Origin of the sequence: Vibrio sp. D54 (genome assembly GCF_021728075.1) — a bacterium.
GTDB classification, from domain to species: domain Bacteria; phylum Pseudomonadota; class Gammaproteobacteria; order Enterobacterales; family Vibrionaceae; genus Vibrio; species Vibrio alginolyticus.
The window spans coordinates 99,313-114,194 of sequence record NZ_JAKKCS010000002.1; the positions used below are offsets into that span (position 1 = coordinate 99,313).

Annotated in this window: 13 protein-coding genes; 10 read left to right on the forward strand and 3 right to left on the reverse strand. The window is 45.9% G+C overall.

The features are described 5' to 3' along the window. Nucleotide 1: 1 nt before the first annotated feature. Nucleotides 2-1,105 (reverse strand): 2-aminoethylphosphonate--pyruvate transaminase, encoded by a 1,104-nt coding sequence (phnW, locus tag L3V37_RS03060; RefSeq protein ID WP_237305815.1) that lies wholly within the window; start codon nucleotides 1,103-1,105, stop codon nucleotides 2-4. 250 nt (nucleotides 1,106-1,355) lie between these two features. On the opposite strand from phnW, the gene L3V37_RS03065 reads away from it, so the two are divergent. The 5 genes from L3V37_RS03065 (at nucleotide 1,356) to L3V37_RS03085 (ending at nucleotide 7,161) form a co-directional block, all read left to right on the forward strand. Continuing rightward, a complete protein-coding gene (locus L3V37_RS03065) occupies nucleotides 1,356-2,366 on the forward strand; it encodes a putative 2-aminoethylphosphonate ABC transporter substrate-binding protein (RefSeq protein ID WP_005384363.1) in 1,011 nt (336 codons plus the stop codon). A gap of 269 nt (nucleotides 2,367-2,635) precedes the next feature. Then, on the forward strand, nucleotides 2,636-3,742 hold the full coding sequence (locus L3V37_RS03070) for a putative 2-aminoethylphosphonate ABC transporter ATP-binding protein (protein ID WP_237305816.1): 1,107 nt from the start codon (nucleotides 2,636-2,638) through the stop codon (nucleotides 3,740-3,742). An 8-nt stretch (nucleotides 3,743-3,750) separates the two neighbouring features. Further along, nucleotides 3,751-5,475: a putative 2-aminoethylphosphonate ABC transporter permease subunit gene (locus L3V37_RS03075; protein WP_237305817.1), complete on the forward strand. Its 1,725-nt coding sequence runs from the start codon at nucleotides 3,751-3,753 to the stop codon at nucleotides 5,473-5,475. Nucleotides 5,476-5,484: 9 nt separating this feature from the next. Continuing rightward, nucleotides 5,485-6,189 (forward strand): phosphonate utilization transcriptional regulator PhnR, encoded by a 705-nt coding sequence (gene phnR, locus L3V37_RS03080; protein ID WP_237305818.1) that lies wholly within the window; start codon nucleotides 5,485-5,487, stop codon nucleotides 6,187-6,189. A gap of 66 nt (nucleotides 6,190-6,255) precedes the next feature. Continuing rightward, complete coding sequence (locus L3V37_RS03085; protein WP_237305819.1) at nucleotides 6,256-7,161, forward strand: EamA family transporter; 906 nt, start codon at nucleotides 6,256-6,258, stop codon at nucleotides 7,159-7,161. A 68-nt stretch (nucleotides 7,162-7,229) separates the two neighbouring features. Here L3V37_RS03085 and L3V37_RS03090 read toward each other — a convergent pair whose 3' ends face one another. Further along, nucleotides 7,230-7,781 (reverse strand): outer membrane beta-barrel protein, encoded by a 552-nt coding sequence (locus L3V37_RS03090; protein ID WP_182015801.1) that lies wholly within the window; start codon nucleotides 7,779-7,781, stop codon nucleotides 7,230-7,232. A 12-nt stretch (nucleotides 7,782-7,793) separates the two neighbouring features. Next, entirely contained in the window at nucleotides 7,794-8,720 is a 927-nt protein-coding gene (locus tag L3V37_RS03095) for a VirK/YbjX family protein (protein WP_005374042.1), read from the reverse strand. A gap of 412 nt (nucleotides 8,721-9,132) precedes the next feature. On the opposite strand from L3V37_RS03095, the gene L3V37_RS03100 reads away from it, so the two are divergent. The 5 genes from L3V37_RS03100 to L3V37_RS03120 all read left to right on the forward strand — a co-directional run bounded on the left by L3V37_RS03100 (nucleotide 9,133) and on the right by L3V37_RS03120 (nucleotide 14,855). Continuing rightward, the gene (locus L3V37_RS03100) at nucleotides 9,133-9,492 is read left to right on the forward strand and encodes a DUF3316 domain-containing protein (RefSeq protein WP_017819758.1); all 360 of its coding nucleotides are present in this window, start codon (nucleotides 9,133-9,135) and stop codon (nucleotides 9,490-9,492) included. A gap of 219 nt (nucleotides 9,493-9,711) precedes the next feature. Next, complete coding sequence (locus tag L3V37_RS03105; protein WP_042523350.1) at nucleotides 9,712-11,112, forward strand: FAD-dependent oxidoreductase; 1,401 nt, start codon at nucleotides 9,712-9,714, stop codon at nucleotides 11,110-11,112. 113 nt (nucleotides 11,113-11,225) lie between these two features. After that, nucleotides 11,226-12,350, forward strand: coding sequence for a M14-type cytosolic carboxypeptidase (locus L3V37_RS03110; protein ID WP_237305820.1), 1,125 nt, complete (start codon nucleotides 11,226-11,228; stop codon nucleotides 12,348-12,350). A gap of 454 nt (nucleotides 12,351-12,804) precedes the next feature. Beyond that, complete coding sequence (locus L3V37_RS03115) at nucleotides 12,805-13,785, forward strand: OmpA family protein (protein WP_005374035.1); 981 nt, start codon at nucleotides 12,805-12,807, stop codon at nucleotides 13,783-13,785. Nucleotides 13,786-13,985: 200 nt separating this feature from the next. After that, nucleotides 13,986-14,855: a LysR substrate-binding domain-containing protein gene (locus tag L3V37_RS03120; RefSeq protein ID WP_237305821.1), complete on the forward strand. Its 870-nt coding sequence runs from the start codon at nucleotides 13,986-13,988 to the stop codon at nucleotides 14,853-14,855. Nucleotides 14,856-14,882 lie beyond the last annotated feature (27 nt).

The window sequence follows — 14,882 nt, forward strand, 5'->3', positions numbered from 1 at the left end:
TTTACGCAACTTGCCAGCACATTGCTTTTTCAATTGCACCGATTAAGCGCTCGATATCTGCTGGGTAAACTTCGCCAATGTTGCCGATGCGGAAGCAATCTGCGTTCGATACTTTACCCGGATAAATCACGAAGCCTTGCTCTTTCAAACGCGTGTAGAACGCTTTGAACTGGTAATCACTGTGCGTCGGAGAATAGAAAGAAGTGATGATTGGCGAATGAAGGTCATCACTCAGTAGTGGTTCGAAACCCAGAGAACGCATACCTGCAACCAGTGTTTTCTGGTTAGTTTGGTAACGGTTATGACGAGCCTCAATGCCGCCTTCTTGTTCCAGCTCTAACAATGCTTGATAGAAAGCGCGAACCGTGTGCGTTGGAGACGTGAAACGCCATTTGCCGTGGTTCACTTCCATGCAGTGCCACTGGTCGTAAAGATCAAGGCTCAAAGAACGTGCCTGACCTTGGCACTTTTCGAGCTCAGTTTGCTTCGCAATCACAAAGCCAAAACCCGGCACGCCTTGAATACATTTGTTCGCTGAGCTGATCATAAAATCGATGCCTAGCTCTGCGATATCGATAGGAATGCCACCAAAGCTCGACATGGCATCGAGAATCACGACTTTACCGTGTGCTTTTGCCGCAGAAGCAAATGCCTCAATTGGATTCAGCATGCCAGTGGTTGTCTCACAGTGAACAATCGCCACGTGTGTGATCGCAGGATCCGATGCCAATGCAGTTTCCACCTCGTTCAAGTGTGGCTGTGATGTTTCGCCTGGGGAAACTACATGGCATGGAATATTTAGGTAATCAGCGATCTGAGCGATACGCGCACCGTAAGCACCGTTGTCGACAACCAACAATTTTCCATCTTTGCCAATGGCACTGCCAATCGTTGCTTCTACTGATGCGGTGCCGCTACCTTGCATTAGTACGCTGGTATAGCCGTCTTGCTCCGTCGCCAGTTTTACAAGCTTAGTGCGGATCACCTCTACAATGTCTTTGTTGTATTCATCATCCCAAGTACACCAGTCTTTTAGCATGGCTTCACGTACCGTTTCAGAAGTAGATAGAGGACCTGGAGTCAGTAATAGGTATTCGTTTTTCATCTCGATTTCCATCAGAATAAGCTAATTGGTCTACACCAAATTTCGAGTTCACTCTAGCGAGGAAGAAAAGGGCAGTAAATAGGCGAATCTCCAATTTCATAAAACTTTAATATCCAGAAAATAGCGGATCAATTGAACGATTATTCATCGCAAATTTTCGTAAAACTGCCATTTAATGGTCATGATTTCGTCACAAAGGCTCAGTAGGGTGGTTATCGTCAACTGGTACAGACCAAATTAACTGGAGAAAATGATGAAAAACCGTTTGATGAAAGGATCGCTGGCTGCACTTGTCTCTCTGCTAGCTACGAATGCAATGGCAGCACAGGAAGTCACGGTTTACACCGCTTTCGAAACTGACATTCTTGCTAAATACAAGTCTGCGTTTGAGAAAGATAACCCAGATATCAAGATTAAGTGGGTTCGCGATTCCACCGGTATCATGACGGCGAAATTGCTGGCAGAAAAGAACAACCCTCAAGCGGAAGTGGTTTGGGGCCTTGCAGGTTCGTCAATGGCACTGCTTAAAGATGAAGGTCTTCTTAAGCCTTACACACCAAAAGGTTTGGAAGAGCTGCACGCGAATCTAAACGACCCTCAATCAAACCAAGCTTGGTTCGGTAACGATGCGTTCTTTAACGCAGTTTGTTTCAACGAAGCGGTAGCGAAACAACTTAACCTACCGAAACCAACGTCTTGGGAAGACCTAACGAAGCCGGTTTACAAAGGTCACATTGCAATGCCGAACCCTGCGTCTTCGGGCACTGGCTACATGCAGGTTTCTGCTTGGCTACAAAACATGGGTGAAGATCAGGCATGGAACTACATGCGTGACTTAGACAAGAACATTGCACACTACACGCACTCTGGCTCTAAGCCATGTGTTCAAGCGGGTATGGGCGAAGTGGCTATCGGTATCTCGATGGCGAGCCGCGGCGCGAAGCTGAAAACACAAGGTGCGCCACTAGCGGTTATCACACCAAAAGGCATCGGCTGGGAATCAGAAGCCGTTGGTCTTGTAAAAGAGTCGGATGCAGCGAAACGCGTTGTCGACTGGTCAATCTCTAAAGCAGCAAACGAGCTTTACGTAGAAATGTACCCGGTGGTTGCACATAAAGAAGTGAAAGCGACTGTGTCTAACTTCCCTAATGTTCAAGAGAACATGGCGAAGATGGACTTCGCGCAAATGGGCAGCAAGCGTGCAGAGATCCTAGCTGCATGGTCTGAGAAGTTCGACGCGAAATCAGAACCAAAGTCTTAATTGAATTTGCTCTAATTTGAATGCTGAAATCCACCTCGGTTGAGGTGGATTTTTTGTTTTCTCTTTTATTTCAGAGTTTGCTGAAAGTAGATTCCTAGTCTCACCTAGGTTCGCTGGAATGACGAACTTAAGAAAGTCGGGAATCTCTAATTACCACTTAAACAAACCTTATCTCCCTTCATCTATTTGTCATCTTCTGGCTATAAATTTGTCATTGGAACGTAACACTCCAAAATTAAAGTTGGTATATACCATTTGGAGCGTGTGTTATGTCAACTAACCAACATTACCTAAATATTGAAAATGTAGTGAAGAAATTCGGACAGTTCACTGCATTAAAGAAAATCTCGCTAGCGATTGAAAAGGGCGAGTTCGTTTGTTTTCTTGGTCCTTCTGGCTGCGGTAAAACCACTCTGCTACGTGCCATTGCCGGTTTAGACTTGCCAACGTCTGGTGCGATTTTTCAAAACGGTCAAGAGACCACATTCCTACCACCAGAGAAGCGCGATTTCGGCATCGTCTTCCAATCTTACGCGCTGTTTCCGAACCTTACCGTGCAAGAGAACATTGCGGTGGGTTTGAAGAACCAAGGTATGTCGACCAAAGAAGCGTTAGAGAAGGTGGATTATTGGTTAGAAACCATTGGTCTTCCAACCTCTGGCGAGAAATTCCCTAACCAACTTTCTGGTGGCCAACAGCAGCGTGTGGCACTCGCTCGCGCATTAGCGTTGTCTCCGGGTCTACTGCTACTTGATGAGCCATTATCGGCGCTGGATGCAAAAGTACGTGTTCACTTACGTGACGAGATTTGTAAGCTGCAACGCAAGCTTGGCATCACCACCATCATGGTTACGCACGATCAGGACGAAGCGCTGTCGATGGCGGATCGCATTGTGGTGATGAACCATGGTGTGATTGAGCAAGTTGGCACACCTCAAGAAATCTACCAACAACCAGCAACGCGCTTTGTCGCTGAGTTTGTCGGTAGCATGAACTTTATAGAAACTTCAGTCGCAACCGACTCCCAAGTGCGCATTGCGGAAACCCTAATGCCAGCGCCAAGCTTGACCAATCGTAAGATCCAACGTGGTGACCGCTTCGACCTTGCGGTGCGTCCTGAAAGTATCAAGTTCGTTGAAAACTACACCAACTCTTTACCAGTGCGAGTGACGGCTACCGAGTTTTTGGGAGCGTTTTTCCGCATTGATTGCGTATTGCAAAACGACAGCTCAACGAAAACCATCGTCGTGGATGTGCCTGTGGAAACGGTTCAAAAACTCAATATCAAGGCGGGCGATGTACGTTACATCCAGTTTGCTGAAGAAGGGCTGCATGGTTACGCCGTGCCCTCGGTTGATAAAGCGCTAGCAGCGTAGGTGTAAACATGGATGCGAAGACAATGACGATGAATAGCCTGACCACACAAGACAAAGCAAAATCCTTACTCGGACGTGTTAGCCGCGACAACCTTGTGTTGTTCGGTTTGCTCGCTGGTTTGTCGACCATGATGGTGCTGTTCATCTTAATGCCGCTTTGGGCAATGTTGACCAAGAGTGTGCAAAATGCCAATGGCGAATTTGTCGGATTGGCAAACTTTGCGACATACTTTTCCTCTTCAAGCTTATGGGTATCGGTAGGCAACACCTTCACTTTGGGCGTGATTGTGACCTCGGTCGTGGGTGTGCTTGCGTTTGGTTATGCCTACGCGCTGACTCGTTCCTGTATGCCGTTTAAAGGTTTGTTTCAAATCCTAGGTACTGCGCCGATTCTCGCGCCTTCGTTGTTACCAGCGATCAGTTTGATTTTCCTTTTCGGTAATCAAGGCATTGCCAAAGAGATGCTGTTAGGAAACTCGATTTACGGCGTGATTGGTATCTCGATGGGTTTGATTTTCTGGACCTTCCCTCATGCATTGATGATCTTAACCACTTCGCTGCGCACTTCAGATGCCCGTTTGTATGAAGCAGCCCGCGCACTTAAAACCTCACCAATCAAAACCTTCTTTATGGTGACGTTACCTGCGGCGAAATACGGTTTGATCAGTACGCTTATCGTCGTCTTTACACTGGTTATCACGGACTTTGGTGTGCCGAAAGTGATTGGTGGCAGCTATAACGTTCTGGCGACTGACATCTTCAAGCAAGTTGTGGGACAGCAAAACTTTGCCATGGGTGCGGTAACCAGCATTATGTTGTTATTCCCTGCGGTAATGGCGTTCGGTGCAGACCGCTGGGTACAGAAAAAACAAAAGAGCTTATTCGACACACGTTCGGTGCCCTATCAGCCAGAACCCAACAAAGCGCGCGACAGCATTTGTTTGGTTTACTGCAGTATCATTTCTATCGCAGTGTTGGCTGTGCTTGGCATGGCGGTGTATGGCTCGTTAGTTACGTTCTGGCCTTGGAACAAAGCGCTGACGCTAAACAACTACAACTTTGCTGAAATGAGCACCTACGGTTGGAGCCCATTCTTCAACTCGCTAACGCTGGCAGGTTGGACAGCGGTTATCGGTACAGCAATCATCTTTGTCGGTGCGAACTGCATTGAGAAAGGGCGTGCGTTTGGTCCAATTCGTCAGGTGATGCAAATGCTCAGCGTGGTGCCAATGGCGGTTCCTGGTATGGTGCTTGGCTTGGGTTACATCTTTTACTTCAATGACGCGAACAATCCTCTGAATGTGCTTTATGGCACCATGGCATTCTTGGTGATTAACACGGTAGTGCATTACTACACCGTGGGTCACATGACAGCCCTGACAGCGCTAAAGCAGTTGCCATCGGAGATTGAAGCCACGGCGGCATCGGTGAAGCTTCCTCAATACAAGTTGTTCTTTAAAGTGACATTACCTGTGTGTTTACCAGCGATTTTGGACATTGCGACTTATTTGTTTGTTAATGCATTGACCACCACTTCTGCGGTAGTATTCCTTTACTCAACCGATACGATTCCGGCTTCGGTCTCGATTCTGAACATGGACGATGCAGGTCAAACTGGCGCTGCAGCAGCGATGGCTGTGATGATCATGATTGCTGCCGCAATTGCGAAGATTGTTCAGATGACTTTGGGTAAATTGTTAGAGAATCGCACACAAGCTTGGCGCAAAAGATAAGGACACTTCGTGCAATACGTAAAAATTAAAGATTCGATTGTTGAACAGATTGAAGCGGGCATGCTATCGCCGCGTCAAAAACTGCCAGCAGAGCGTAAGTTGGCGGAGTCGTTCGATACTACACGCGTTACTTTGCGTGAAGCTTTATCACTGCTAGAAGCAGAAGGTCGAATCTATCGCGAAGATCGCCGAGGTTGGTTTATCTCACCCGAGCCATTGCGTTACGACCCAACCCAAACGCTAAACTTCCCGAACATGGCGAAAGCGCAAAATCGTGTGCCAAAAACGGAGTTGGTTGCAGCAAAAGGGACGTTGGCAAACAAACAAGCGGCGCGCTTGCTGGACTTGCAGCCTTTCTCGGATGTGTATCGAGTTGACCGTGTGCGATACCTTGAAGATAGACCTGTGGTGTTCGTAACAAACTACATTCGCCCAGAGTTGTTTCCGAACCTACTAGACTACGATTTATCAAATTCACTGACGGACATTTACCGCGATCATTATGGCGTGACGTATCAAAAGATTCGCTACCGCATTTCAACCAGCACTTTGTTGGGGCAAATGGCTCAGGCACTGCGTGCGACAGCCGGTACGCCAGCGATGGTAGTGGAGCGCATCAACTACAACCAGCACGGTGAGTTGATTGATTGTGATATCGAGTATTGGCGACACGATGCCATCAGCATTGAATCTCTGGCGGAACTCAATCGTTAAGTGGATTTTCTCATTATCTAAGGCTCCATCTCGGGGCCTTTATTTTATTCAGACAGGAACATTGAAATGGATTTGTTGGCGATTGGTCTCGTCGTTTTTTCTGCTGTTCTCCATGCGGGGTGGAATATCCTTGGCAAAAGCAACTCAGGCTCTGGGCTCGCGTTTACTATGGCCGCCAGCTTTTCTGCATGTTTCATTCTTACCCCTTATTTGATTTGGTATTTGGTGACCATTGGCTGGACATCATTACCGAGCGAGTTTTGGGGATTGCTGTTCATTAGCGGCATTTCACAAATGGTCTATCTGGTCGGTTTGATTGTCGCTTATAAGCATGCAGACGTGGGGGTGGTTTATCCAATTGCTCGGGCGTTGCCTGTGATGATGGTCGGCGCAATCAGTGTGGCATTGGGGCATGAATTATCCAGTCAGCAGTGGCTTGGATTCTTGCTGATTACCCTTGGTTGTATGCTGGTACCACTGACGAATTTTCGTCAGATGACATTGGGCTCTTATTTGAACGTTGGTGTGTTCTGGGCATTGATTGCCGCAATAGGCACAACGGGTTACTCGGTGGTCGACAAAGAAGCGCTGAGTTTACTCACAGGACAAGCATCAGAGATCTTGAATGATCAGTACAGTGCAATCTTCTACTTGGGCGTGCAGTTTTGGGCAATTGGTATTCCTGCTCTTGTGTGGTGCTTAGTTACGAGCAAACCAGATGAGATTAAGACAGCGTGGCAGATCCGCAAAACAGCCAGCATGGCAGGGGTAATGATGGCATCCACCTACGGCTTGGTGCTGTTTGCGATGACCATGACCGACAACGTGAGTTTGGTGGTGGCACTAAGGCAAATCAGCATTGTGTTTGGATTGTTTATGGGGATTTGGTTTTTGTCTGAGAAATGGTATCTCACCCGAGGGCTTGGCGTTACTTCGATCGTGGCGGGGATCATTCTCGCGCTTGCGTATTGACCTATATTCACGAAAAAAGGCAGCGAATGAGCCTCTCGCTGCCTTTTGTATTAACTTGTAAGCCTTGTTTAAAAACGCAGTTGCGCACCAAACATCACGCCGCTAGAGTCAAAATCGCTGTTTTTTGAGTACACATATTCTGCATTCAAACCAAAGTGTTTATAGCTCCAGCCGATACCGCCAGCCGCTTCACCTCCGACACTTGAGTGTTCGATGTTCTTGCTCTGACCGTTCACTTTATAAGTGTATTCGAGAGTGTAGAGAGTGACACCTGCCTTGCCGTACAGTTCGAAACCTGAACCCAGAGGATAGCTAGCATAGCCACTCAAGCGAGGTCCGGAGAAGCTCGTATCGGTGACTTCTGAAATCGGACTCACGAGTATCGAGCCGATACCGTCAAACGCGCCTTTATAACCTGCTTCGATACCAAAGTTATGTGTTGGCATGTAGCGGTAATATATTTCACCTAAGAACATGTCGCCTGATTCTTTGCTTGTCGGAGCGTCGTAGTTCACATCGCCATAGCCAATGTTTGTACCTATGATGTGCACACTGGTTTCTGCATTGGTTGACAAAGAAAAAGCCGACAACACTAAAGCAGTAATGAATGAATAACGCATGAACGCTTCTCCTTAGCTTTTAGCTTGCTCGCCTTTTAATATTTGTTCGAAAGTGACCTTGGTGTTGTCTAGCCATTCATAACGGCGACGATACATCGAACGCTTAGAGCGCGACATGCCTTCGATATCTCGACGGGGTGCATTTACATCAATTGAGTAAAAATGACGATTGTATTCGGTGCCGCCCAATTCTTGCCAGAGTGCATCGTAATCCGTTTTGATTCGCCCTTTGCTGTAGCGCTTAGCTGCGTAAGTATGGGACTGAGTTTTCACTGCTAAAATCGTATTTACTTCCCAAATTTGTGCGAGCAAAGTGAGCAAGCTCACCATCAAGCTTTTTGGTCTCTGTCCGTAAAGCTTACGAGTTAGCTTTTTAATTTTCGCGTTGTTTTCTTCACTGCTTCGCGGTCCTTGTAAGCCGCCAATCATAATGCTGCGCCCAGATTCGATGTGACCGAGCGTAAAAGAGAGCGTGTAGAAGTTGCCATCTTCAGCGCTGTGCAGCACTAGGCTCATGTCGCCTTCTTTTTGATAACGTGCTTCGTATACTAATCTCACCGAGTACAGTATTTCGTCAATTTCAAAAGAGGCTAATGTTAGGCCTTTCGAGTCTGTGTAGATTTCTTCGATTGTTTGTTTAGAAAACAGTTCTGAAATCGTTTTATAGTGATCAACCACCAAGTTAGAACGATCGAACGCTGAGTTGTTTTTGATGATATACGGACGAAACGGCTTCTCTAAAAATCGATGCGTACGTGTACAAAGCAACTCTAACAATGACGATTCAATATTGTCTGAAAGGTGCTTAAACGCACGTTTGTAATAAAGCGCACGTAAGATGAACTTAGCTCTGTAGGTCCAAATTGGCTTGTAGACATCAGCATAATCATCTGAGTAAATCGATTTGCTATGGTAAAAAATGGATTTGTTCGCGGTCATTTTCACTCCAGATTAACTTGTGCTCAATAGCGACAATTAAGAACCGACGGACGAGCAGCGAAGAACCCGAAAAGGAGGAATGCAAAGCACGACTGAAAAGAGGTGGTTTTTGCTGTGTCCGACGTTTTTGTAAGGTTTTGAACACTGTTCTTTTGCTGGAATTCTAAGAGAAAATTGACCTTAGGTATTGTATGGTTTGGTAAGGAAGTGTCAGGTTGAAACCCATTGTTCAAAATGAAAAAAATGCGAATGTCGGCTGAATATGACGTTGAGTTGCTAAGTTAATGTGAAATAAGTTGAACGAAAATTGAACATTATTTGAAATTGTTTTGACGTGTTTTAGGTCTTTATACGTACCTTATAAGTATCGAGCCAATTTTGGCCCGATGTAAAGGTAAGTAAGGAGAGGTTTATGAAACGCTTAACAACTTTAGCAAGTACGATTGCTCTGATTGCTGCACCTTCTATGGCTCTTGCTGGTGGTTATCAGTGGACAAACGATACCGAAACTATCCATGGAGACGTAATGGATAGCAAACAAGCGGCTTATGAAATGGGCCGAGACATGATCCAAAGCTACCAAAATAAATCATCTGGACAACTCCGTGATGAGTTTACGAGCCTTACAACGTATGTTGATCGCCAATCGTTTTCTATCACTGACTCAAAAGTCATGGTAAATGAGTTCTTGCAAAGTGACGGGCAAGTTGTTTACCAGCCTATTCTCAATGTTCAATACGAGTACCGCATGCGTGATACCGGTAAATACTAACCAGTAAGACGGACTTGAATTGTTTACCACTAATATTTTTTGCTGTTTGTTTTGGGGAGCCACGAGCTCCCCATTTTGTTTTTGTCGAAAGCGAAAATTTTCACACTCTCAGTGCAACATTTTCTATCGCTCAGCGTTAGATTTTCTTGCTCGTTGATTGTCATCATCGTTTGTAAAGTGTTTGCGGAAATGGATGTAACGCACTAACGAGGATACCCGATGACACATCATTCATATTGGTTCAAGCAGGCAATTGAAGCAGAGCAACCAGAAACGCCACAACCGTTACAGCAGAACATTAATACTGACGTTGCGATTGTTGGTGGCGGATACACCGGACTTTGGACCGCGATTATGATTAAGCAGCAATCTCCGGAAAAAAAGGTAGTCGTGATTGAAAAAGGCCTTTGTGGCAGTGGTGCATCGGGCGCAAACGGCGGTTGTATGCTGACTTGGTCTACCAAGTTTCCGACATTGAAACGGTTATTCGGTGAAGAACATGCTGCTTGGTTAGTAAAAGAGTCGGAACAAGCAGTGCTAGAGATTGACGACTTTTGTCAGCAGCACAACATCGATGCGCACTTATCGTTGAAAGGGGTTTATTACACTGCAACCAATCAGGCTCAAACTGGGGGAATGCAGCCAGTTGTGGACGAGTTAAAGCGATTAGAAGTGAACAGTTGGCGTCGTTGCTCGGTGGAGGAACTGCGTGCCAATGCGGGTTCACCTCGACATATAGAAGGCTTTCACTCTCCAGTTGCAGCCAGCGTTCAACCTGCATTATTAGTGAGGGGGTTACGCCGTGTTGCTATTGATCTGGGTGTAGAAGTTTATGAGAACACGCCGATGACGCGTCTAGATTATGGAAAACCTGCCACTGTCTGTACACCTAAAGGAAATGTTCAAGCGCAGCAGGTGGTATTGGCATTAAATGCATGGATGGTGGAGCAGTTTAAACAGTTCAAAAACAGTATCGTGGTGGTCTCTTCCGACATGGTGATCACCAAGCCGCTTGGTGACGCACTACCTCTATCTGGTTGGCAGGCAGGTTCTAGCGTGTTGGATTCACGTATCTTCGTCCACTATTACCGAGATACGCCAGATGGCCGTTTGATGTTGGGGAAAGGCGGCAATCAGTTTTCTTTCAATAACCAAGTTGACGCAATGTTTAACAAGCCAACACGCTACCAAGGTCTACTGCGCAAGTCGTTCGATAAGTTGTTTCCTCATTTGAGAGGAGAGGAGTTTGCTTATTCATGGACGGGGGGCTCTGATCGTTCTGCTACTGGTTTCCCTTTTTTCGGCGAGCTAGATAAACAGAGCAATATCTTTTACGGATTTGGTTATTCAGGCAATGGTGTAGCGCAGACTCGAATGGGCGGAAAGATCTTATCTTCATTGATATTGGGAATCGATAACGAGTGGACGAACAGTGGTTTAGCCAAAGGACCGTTGGGGTATTTCCCACCAGAACCGCTTCGCTGGACCGGGGCTATGATAGTGCGCAACGCGGTACGTCGAAAAGAGGAAGCAGAAGATAACGAGAAAACGCCGTTTATCTGGGATAAGTGGCTAGCAAAACTCGCGGGACCAGCAGGCAAAGCGGATAAGCTTGACTAAACTGAAGACTTTAGCCACAAACGAGACAGTTTGCAGTGAAAGTCATTGGGGCGCGATGAAGCCTTGTGTTAGCCTCTGTCTTTCAAGCTCAGATTTAAAAGGTGAGTCATAAAATGAAAGTATTCAGCAACTTCGATAGCGGCAGCATTCACGTAGTGAAAGCGGACGACAAAAACGACATCCAACTCAAAATTCCTAACGACAATATGTCGGAATTCTACCAGTGGTTCCACTTCCGTCTTGAGACAGAAGCTGAGCAATCGCACACCATCAAATTGCTTGATTTGGCTAAATCGGCTTATCCAGAAGGATGGCAAGGTTACGATGTGGTTGCGTCTTACGATCGTGAAGAATGGTTCCGAGTACCGGCAGAGTTCGATGGCGACACGCTGACTTTCACTGTAATCCCTGAGCGCAGTTCAGTTTACTTCGCGTACTTTGCGCCATACACGTACGATCGTCATTTAGACTTGTTACACATGGCACAAAGCGCGCACCATTGCCAACTTGAAACACTAGGCCACACATTAGACGGCAATGATATGAGCCTGCTTACTTTCGGTGAGCCAGAAGAAGGTAAAAAGAAAATCTGGATGATTGCACGTCAGCACCCAGGTGAGACAATGGCGGAATGGTTCATGGAGGGGATGATCCAACGTCTGTTAGATGAAAACGACACGGTTGCGCGTGCATTGCTTGAAAAAGCGGTGCTTTACGTCGTACCAAACATGAACCCAGACGGTGGTATTCGCGGTCACTTGCGTACCAACGCAGTAGGCGTAAACCTAAATCGTGAATGGCAAACGCCATCAATGGAAAAGAGCCCAGAAGTCTACCTTGTGCGTCAGCGCATGCTGGAAACGGGTGTTGACATGTTTTTAGATATTCATGGCGATGAAGCGATTCCGTATAACTTCGTCGCTGGCTCAGAAGGTATTCCTTCTTACGATGAAAATCTTGCCGCTTTAGAGACATCATTTAAGCAAGCGTTACTGACTATTACGCCAGAGTTCCAAGATGAGATTGGTTACGATAAAGATGAGCCTGGTAAAGCGAATTTGACGGTCGGTTCAAATTGGGTTGCAGAGCAGTTCAAATGCTTATCTTACACAATCGAAATGCCATTTAAAGATAACAACAATCACCCAGATCCACTTTATGGTTGGTCTCCTGAGCGTAGTGTCTTGTTTGGGCAAGATGTATTAGCTGCAACGTTAACCGTAGCGGATAAAATTTAGCTCGACGAGTTAACGCTTTTTCATTATTTCGAAAACAGCTCATTTAAATGAGCTGTTTTTTTGTGCTCTCCAGCTCCACGCTCCCCTGTAAAAATTTGTTGCCATTCACAAGCTTAAATGATGATTCTTAAATTTGAGAAAGTGGCTTTTTATGGTGATTTGCATCACAGAAAGTGGGCTTCTTTGTGATATTCTCCGCAACGAATTGACTATGGCTAAACCAACGCAACGAACTTTATTTTTCGGTTGGGTATGCGGATGAAGCTCATGAATAGATGGTCTTGAGGTTACCTTTTTCCGTTTTACGTCATTGGCGTTTGAATATCATTTTTGATTCTTTCCTACGCTATTTAGCTATTTCTATTCGAAGAAAAGAGAAAGTTACGGCTTCATATTTTACGGCAGTATGCTGCCGCGGTGTGTTGCTTTGTGTACAAGAAAAAGGAAAAGAATAATGAAAAAAATCGCTATAGCAGTGGCTACTGTACTTGCTGGTGGTGTGATCTCAAACGTTGCACTTGCTGACACTTACATGGGCGGTAAAGTAGGTTACAACTCTCTAAACGATGCGTGTTACCTAAACGAACCTTGTGACGACGACAGTTTTGCAGCATCTATGCACTTAGGCTACAGCTTCAACAAGTACGTTGCAGCAGAGTATGGTGTTGATTACCTTGGTGACTTCACTGCAAACTTCAAAAAGCCTGGCCTAAACACCGTTGATGGTGATCTTTGGGCGTTGACGCTTGCTCCTAAATTTAACCTACCGCTAACGGATTCTTGGAATCTATTCGCGAAAGTTGGTGCTGCATACATGATGGCTGGTGACGAGAAAGATTTCGTACCAACTGGCTCTCTGGGTGCTGAATACCAAATCAACTACAACTGGAGCCTACGTGCTGAATACCAACGCTACCAAGATATGTCTGATGATGTAATTGAAGACATGGATTCAGATTTCTTCGGTATCGGTTTCAACTACAAGTTTGGTTCTGAGCCAGTCGTTCAAGAAAAAGCCGTTGAAGAGGTGGTAGAAGCACGTCCTGCAACACGCATTGTAGATCACGTTTACCCTGCTCAAACTACAGCGACAGTACAATTCGACTTAGAAAGTGCAGAAGTGAAAGACGCGTCGAACCTTTCTGGTACCGTTGATTTGATGAATACTTACCCACAAGCTCAAGTTGAGATCACGGGTTACAGCGATACGACAGGTTCTGCTGCTTACAACAAGCAACTCACAGAAAAACGTGCGAAAGCCGTTGCTGACGAGTTCCAAGCAAAAGGTATTGCGGCTGAGCGTATGACAGTGAAAGGCATGGGTGAAGCTAACCCAGTGGCAAGCAACGAGACACGTCAAGGTCGTCAAATGAACCGTCGTGTTGAAGTGGTTGTTCCTGCGTTTGAATACCAAACAACTGAAAAAGCAGAATAATTCCTGCTTAAGATAAAGTTCCAAAAGCCAGCGTGTATCACGCTGGCTTTTTTGATCCCGCTTAACAAACTCAGTAGTTGTGTAGAAACATAGTTATATCGAGACGCTTTGACATGTGCTCAACATACGTAAACTCAGCACCTTCATCAATTTGTCATCACCAGTTCATAGCATGACAGCCAAGTGTTTGGGAGAATGATATGCAAAGTTTACCGCCGCTCAATTTGCTCCGAGCTTTTGAAGCCACGGCGCGACTACAGAGTTTTACAAAAGCCGCAGAGGAGCTAAATGTGACTCGTGCGGCCGTCAGCCAACAGGTGAAATCGCTAGAGTCACAGCTCAATGCGACGTTATTCGAGCGCAAGGGCACTCACCTTACGCTGACCTGCTCCGCACAAGAATACTGGCCTGTGGTTAATCATGTGCTTCAAACATTATCGACCACGACGCAGCATTTATTTACTCGTCCCAAGAATACGCAAGTTAACTTACATGTCGCTCACAGCTTTTGCTCTCAGTGGTTAATGCCAAGATTGGCTGATTTTCAGCGACAATTCCCAGACATTTCCTTTAAAATCTCGACCACTGCTAATACAGTTCCAAACGCCAGTGCAATTGCGGATATCGAAATTATTAACGGAGATGGAGATTGGCAAGAGCAAGAAGCCATACGATTAACCCAAGAAAACTGGATTGTTGTCGCAAGCCCCGGCTTTATGCATTTAAACCCGATAAATGACCTCTCGCAGTTAGCTAAAGCGCCTAAAATCTGTACTAGTGGTTATCATGAATCTTGGCAAGAGTGGCTTGCGCACCAAGGTTATCAAGGGAAGGTGAGCAAAGTCGTCGCCGAGTTTGAGCATTCATTGCTTGCTATTCATGCTGCGATTAATCAACTTGGCGTATTGCTGGTAAGAGACTTTCTTGTTGAGGATGAGCTGCAACAGGGCGTATTAGTCCAGGCTGGAAATTGGCATATGCCAAGTTCTGGTGCACATTATATGATGGTTCGAGCATCCGAAAAATCACACGTAAACACCTTTGCTCAATGGTTAATACAGAGTCTTTAATGTTCGTTCAGCGAGTGAGTAGAGCGC

Bases quoted from the DNA above. Each gene is read 5' to 3' on its own strand.
- L3V37_RS03095 (WP_005374042.1), bottom strand. From the start codon at position 8,720: ATGACCGCGAACAAATCCATTTTTTACCATAGCAAATCGATTTACTCA.
- L3V37_RS03120 (WP_237305821.1), top strand. From the start codon at position 13,986: ATGCAAAGTTTACCGCCGCTCAATTTGCTCCGAGCTTTTGAAGCCACG.
- L3V37_RS03100 (WP_017819758.1), top strand. From the start codon at position 9,133: ATGAAACGCTTAACAACTTTAGCAAGTACGATTGCTCTGATTGCTGCA.
- L3V37_RS03065 (WP_005384363.1), top strand. From the start codon at position 1,356: ATGATGAAAAACCGTTTGATGAAAGGATCGCTGGCTGCACTTGTCTCT.
- L3V37_RS03075 (WP_237305817.1), top strand. From the start codon at position 3,751: ATGGATGCGAAGACAATGACGATGAATAGCCTGACCACACAAGACAAA.
- L3V37_RS03105 (WP_042523350.1), top strand. From the start codon at position 9,712: ATGACACATCATTCATATTGGTTCAAGCAGGCAATTGAAGCAGAGCAA.
- L3V37_RS03085 (WP_237305819.1), top strand. From the start codon at position 6,256: ATGGATTTGTTGGCGATTGGTCTCGTCGTTTTTTCTGCTGTTCTCCAT.
- phnW (WP_237305815.1), bottom strand. From the start codon at position 1,105: ATGAAAAACGAATACCTATTACTGACTCCAGGTCCTCTATCTACTTCT.
- L3V37_RS03070 (WP_237305816.1), top strand. From the start codon at position 2,636: ATGTCAACTAACCAACATTACCTAAATATTGAAAATGTAGTGAAGAAA.
- L3V37_RS03110 (WP_237305820.1), top strand. From the start codon at position 11,226: ATGAAAGTATTCAGCAACTTCGATAGCGGCAGCATTCACGTAGTGAAA.
- L3V37_RS03090 (WP_182015801.1), bottom strand. From the start codon at position 7,781: ATGCGTTATTCATTCATTACTGCTTTAGTGTTGTCGGCTTTTTCTTTG.
- L3V37_RS03115 (WP_005374035.1), top strand. From the start codon at position 12,805: ATGAAAAAAATCGCTATAGCAGTGGCTACTGTACTTGCTGGTGGTGTG.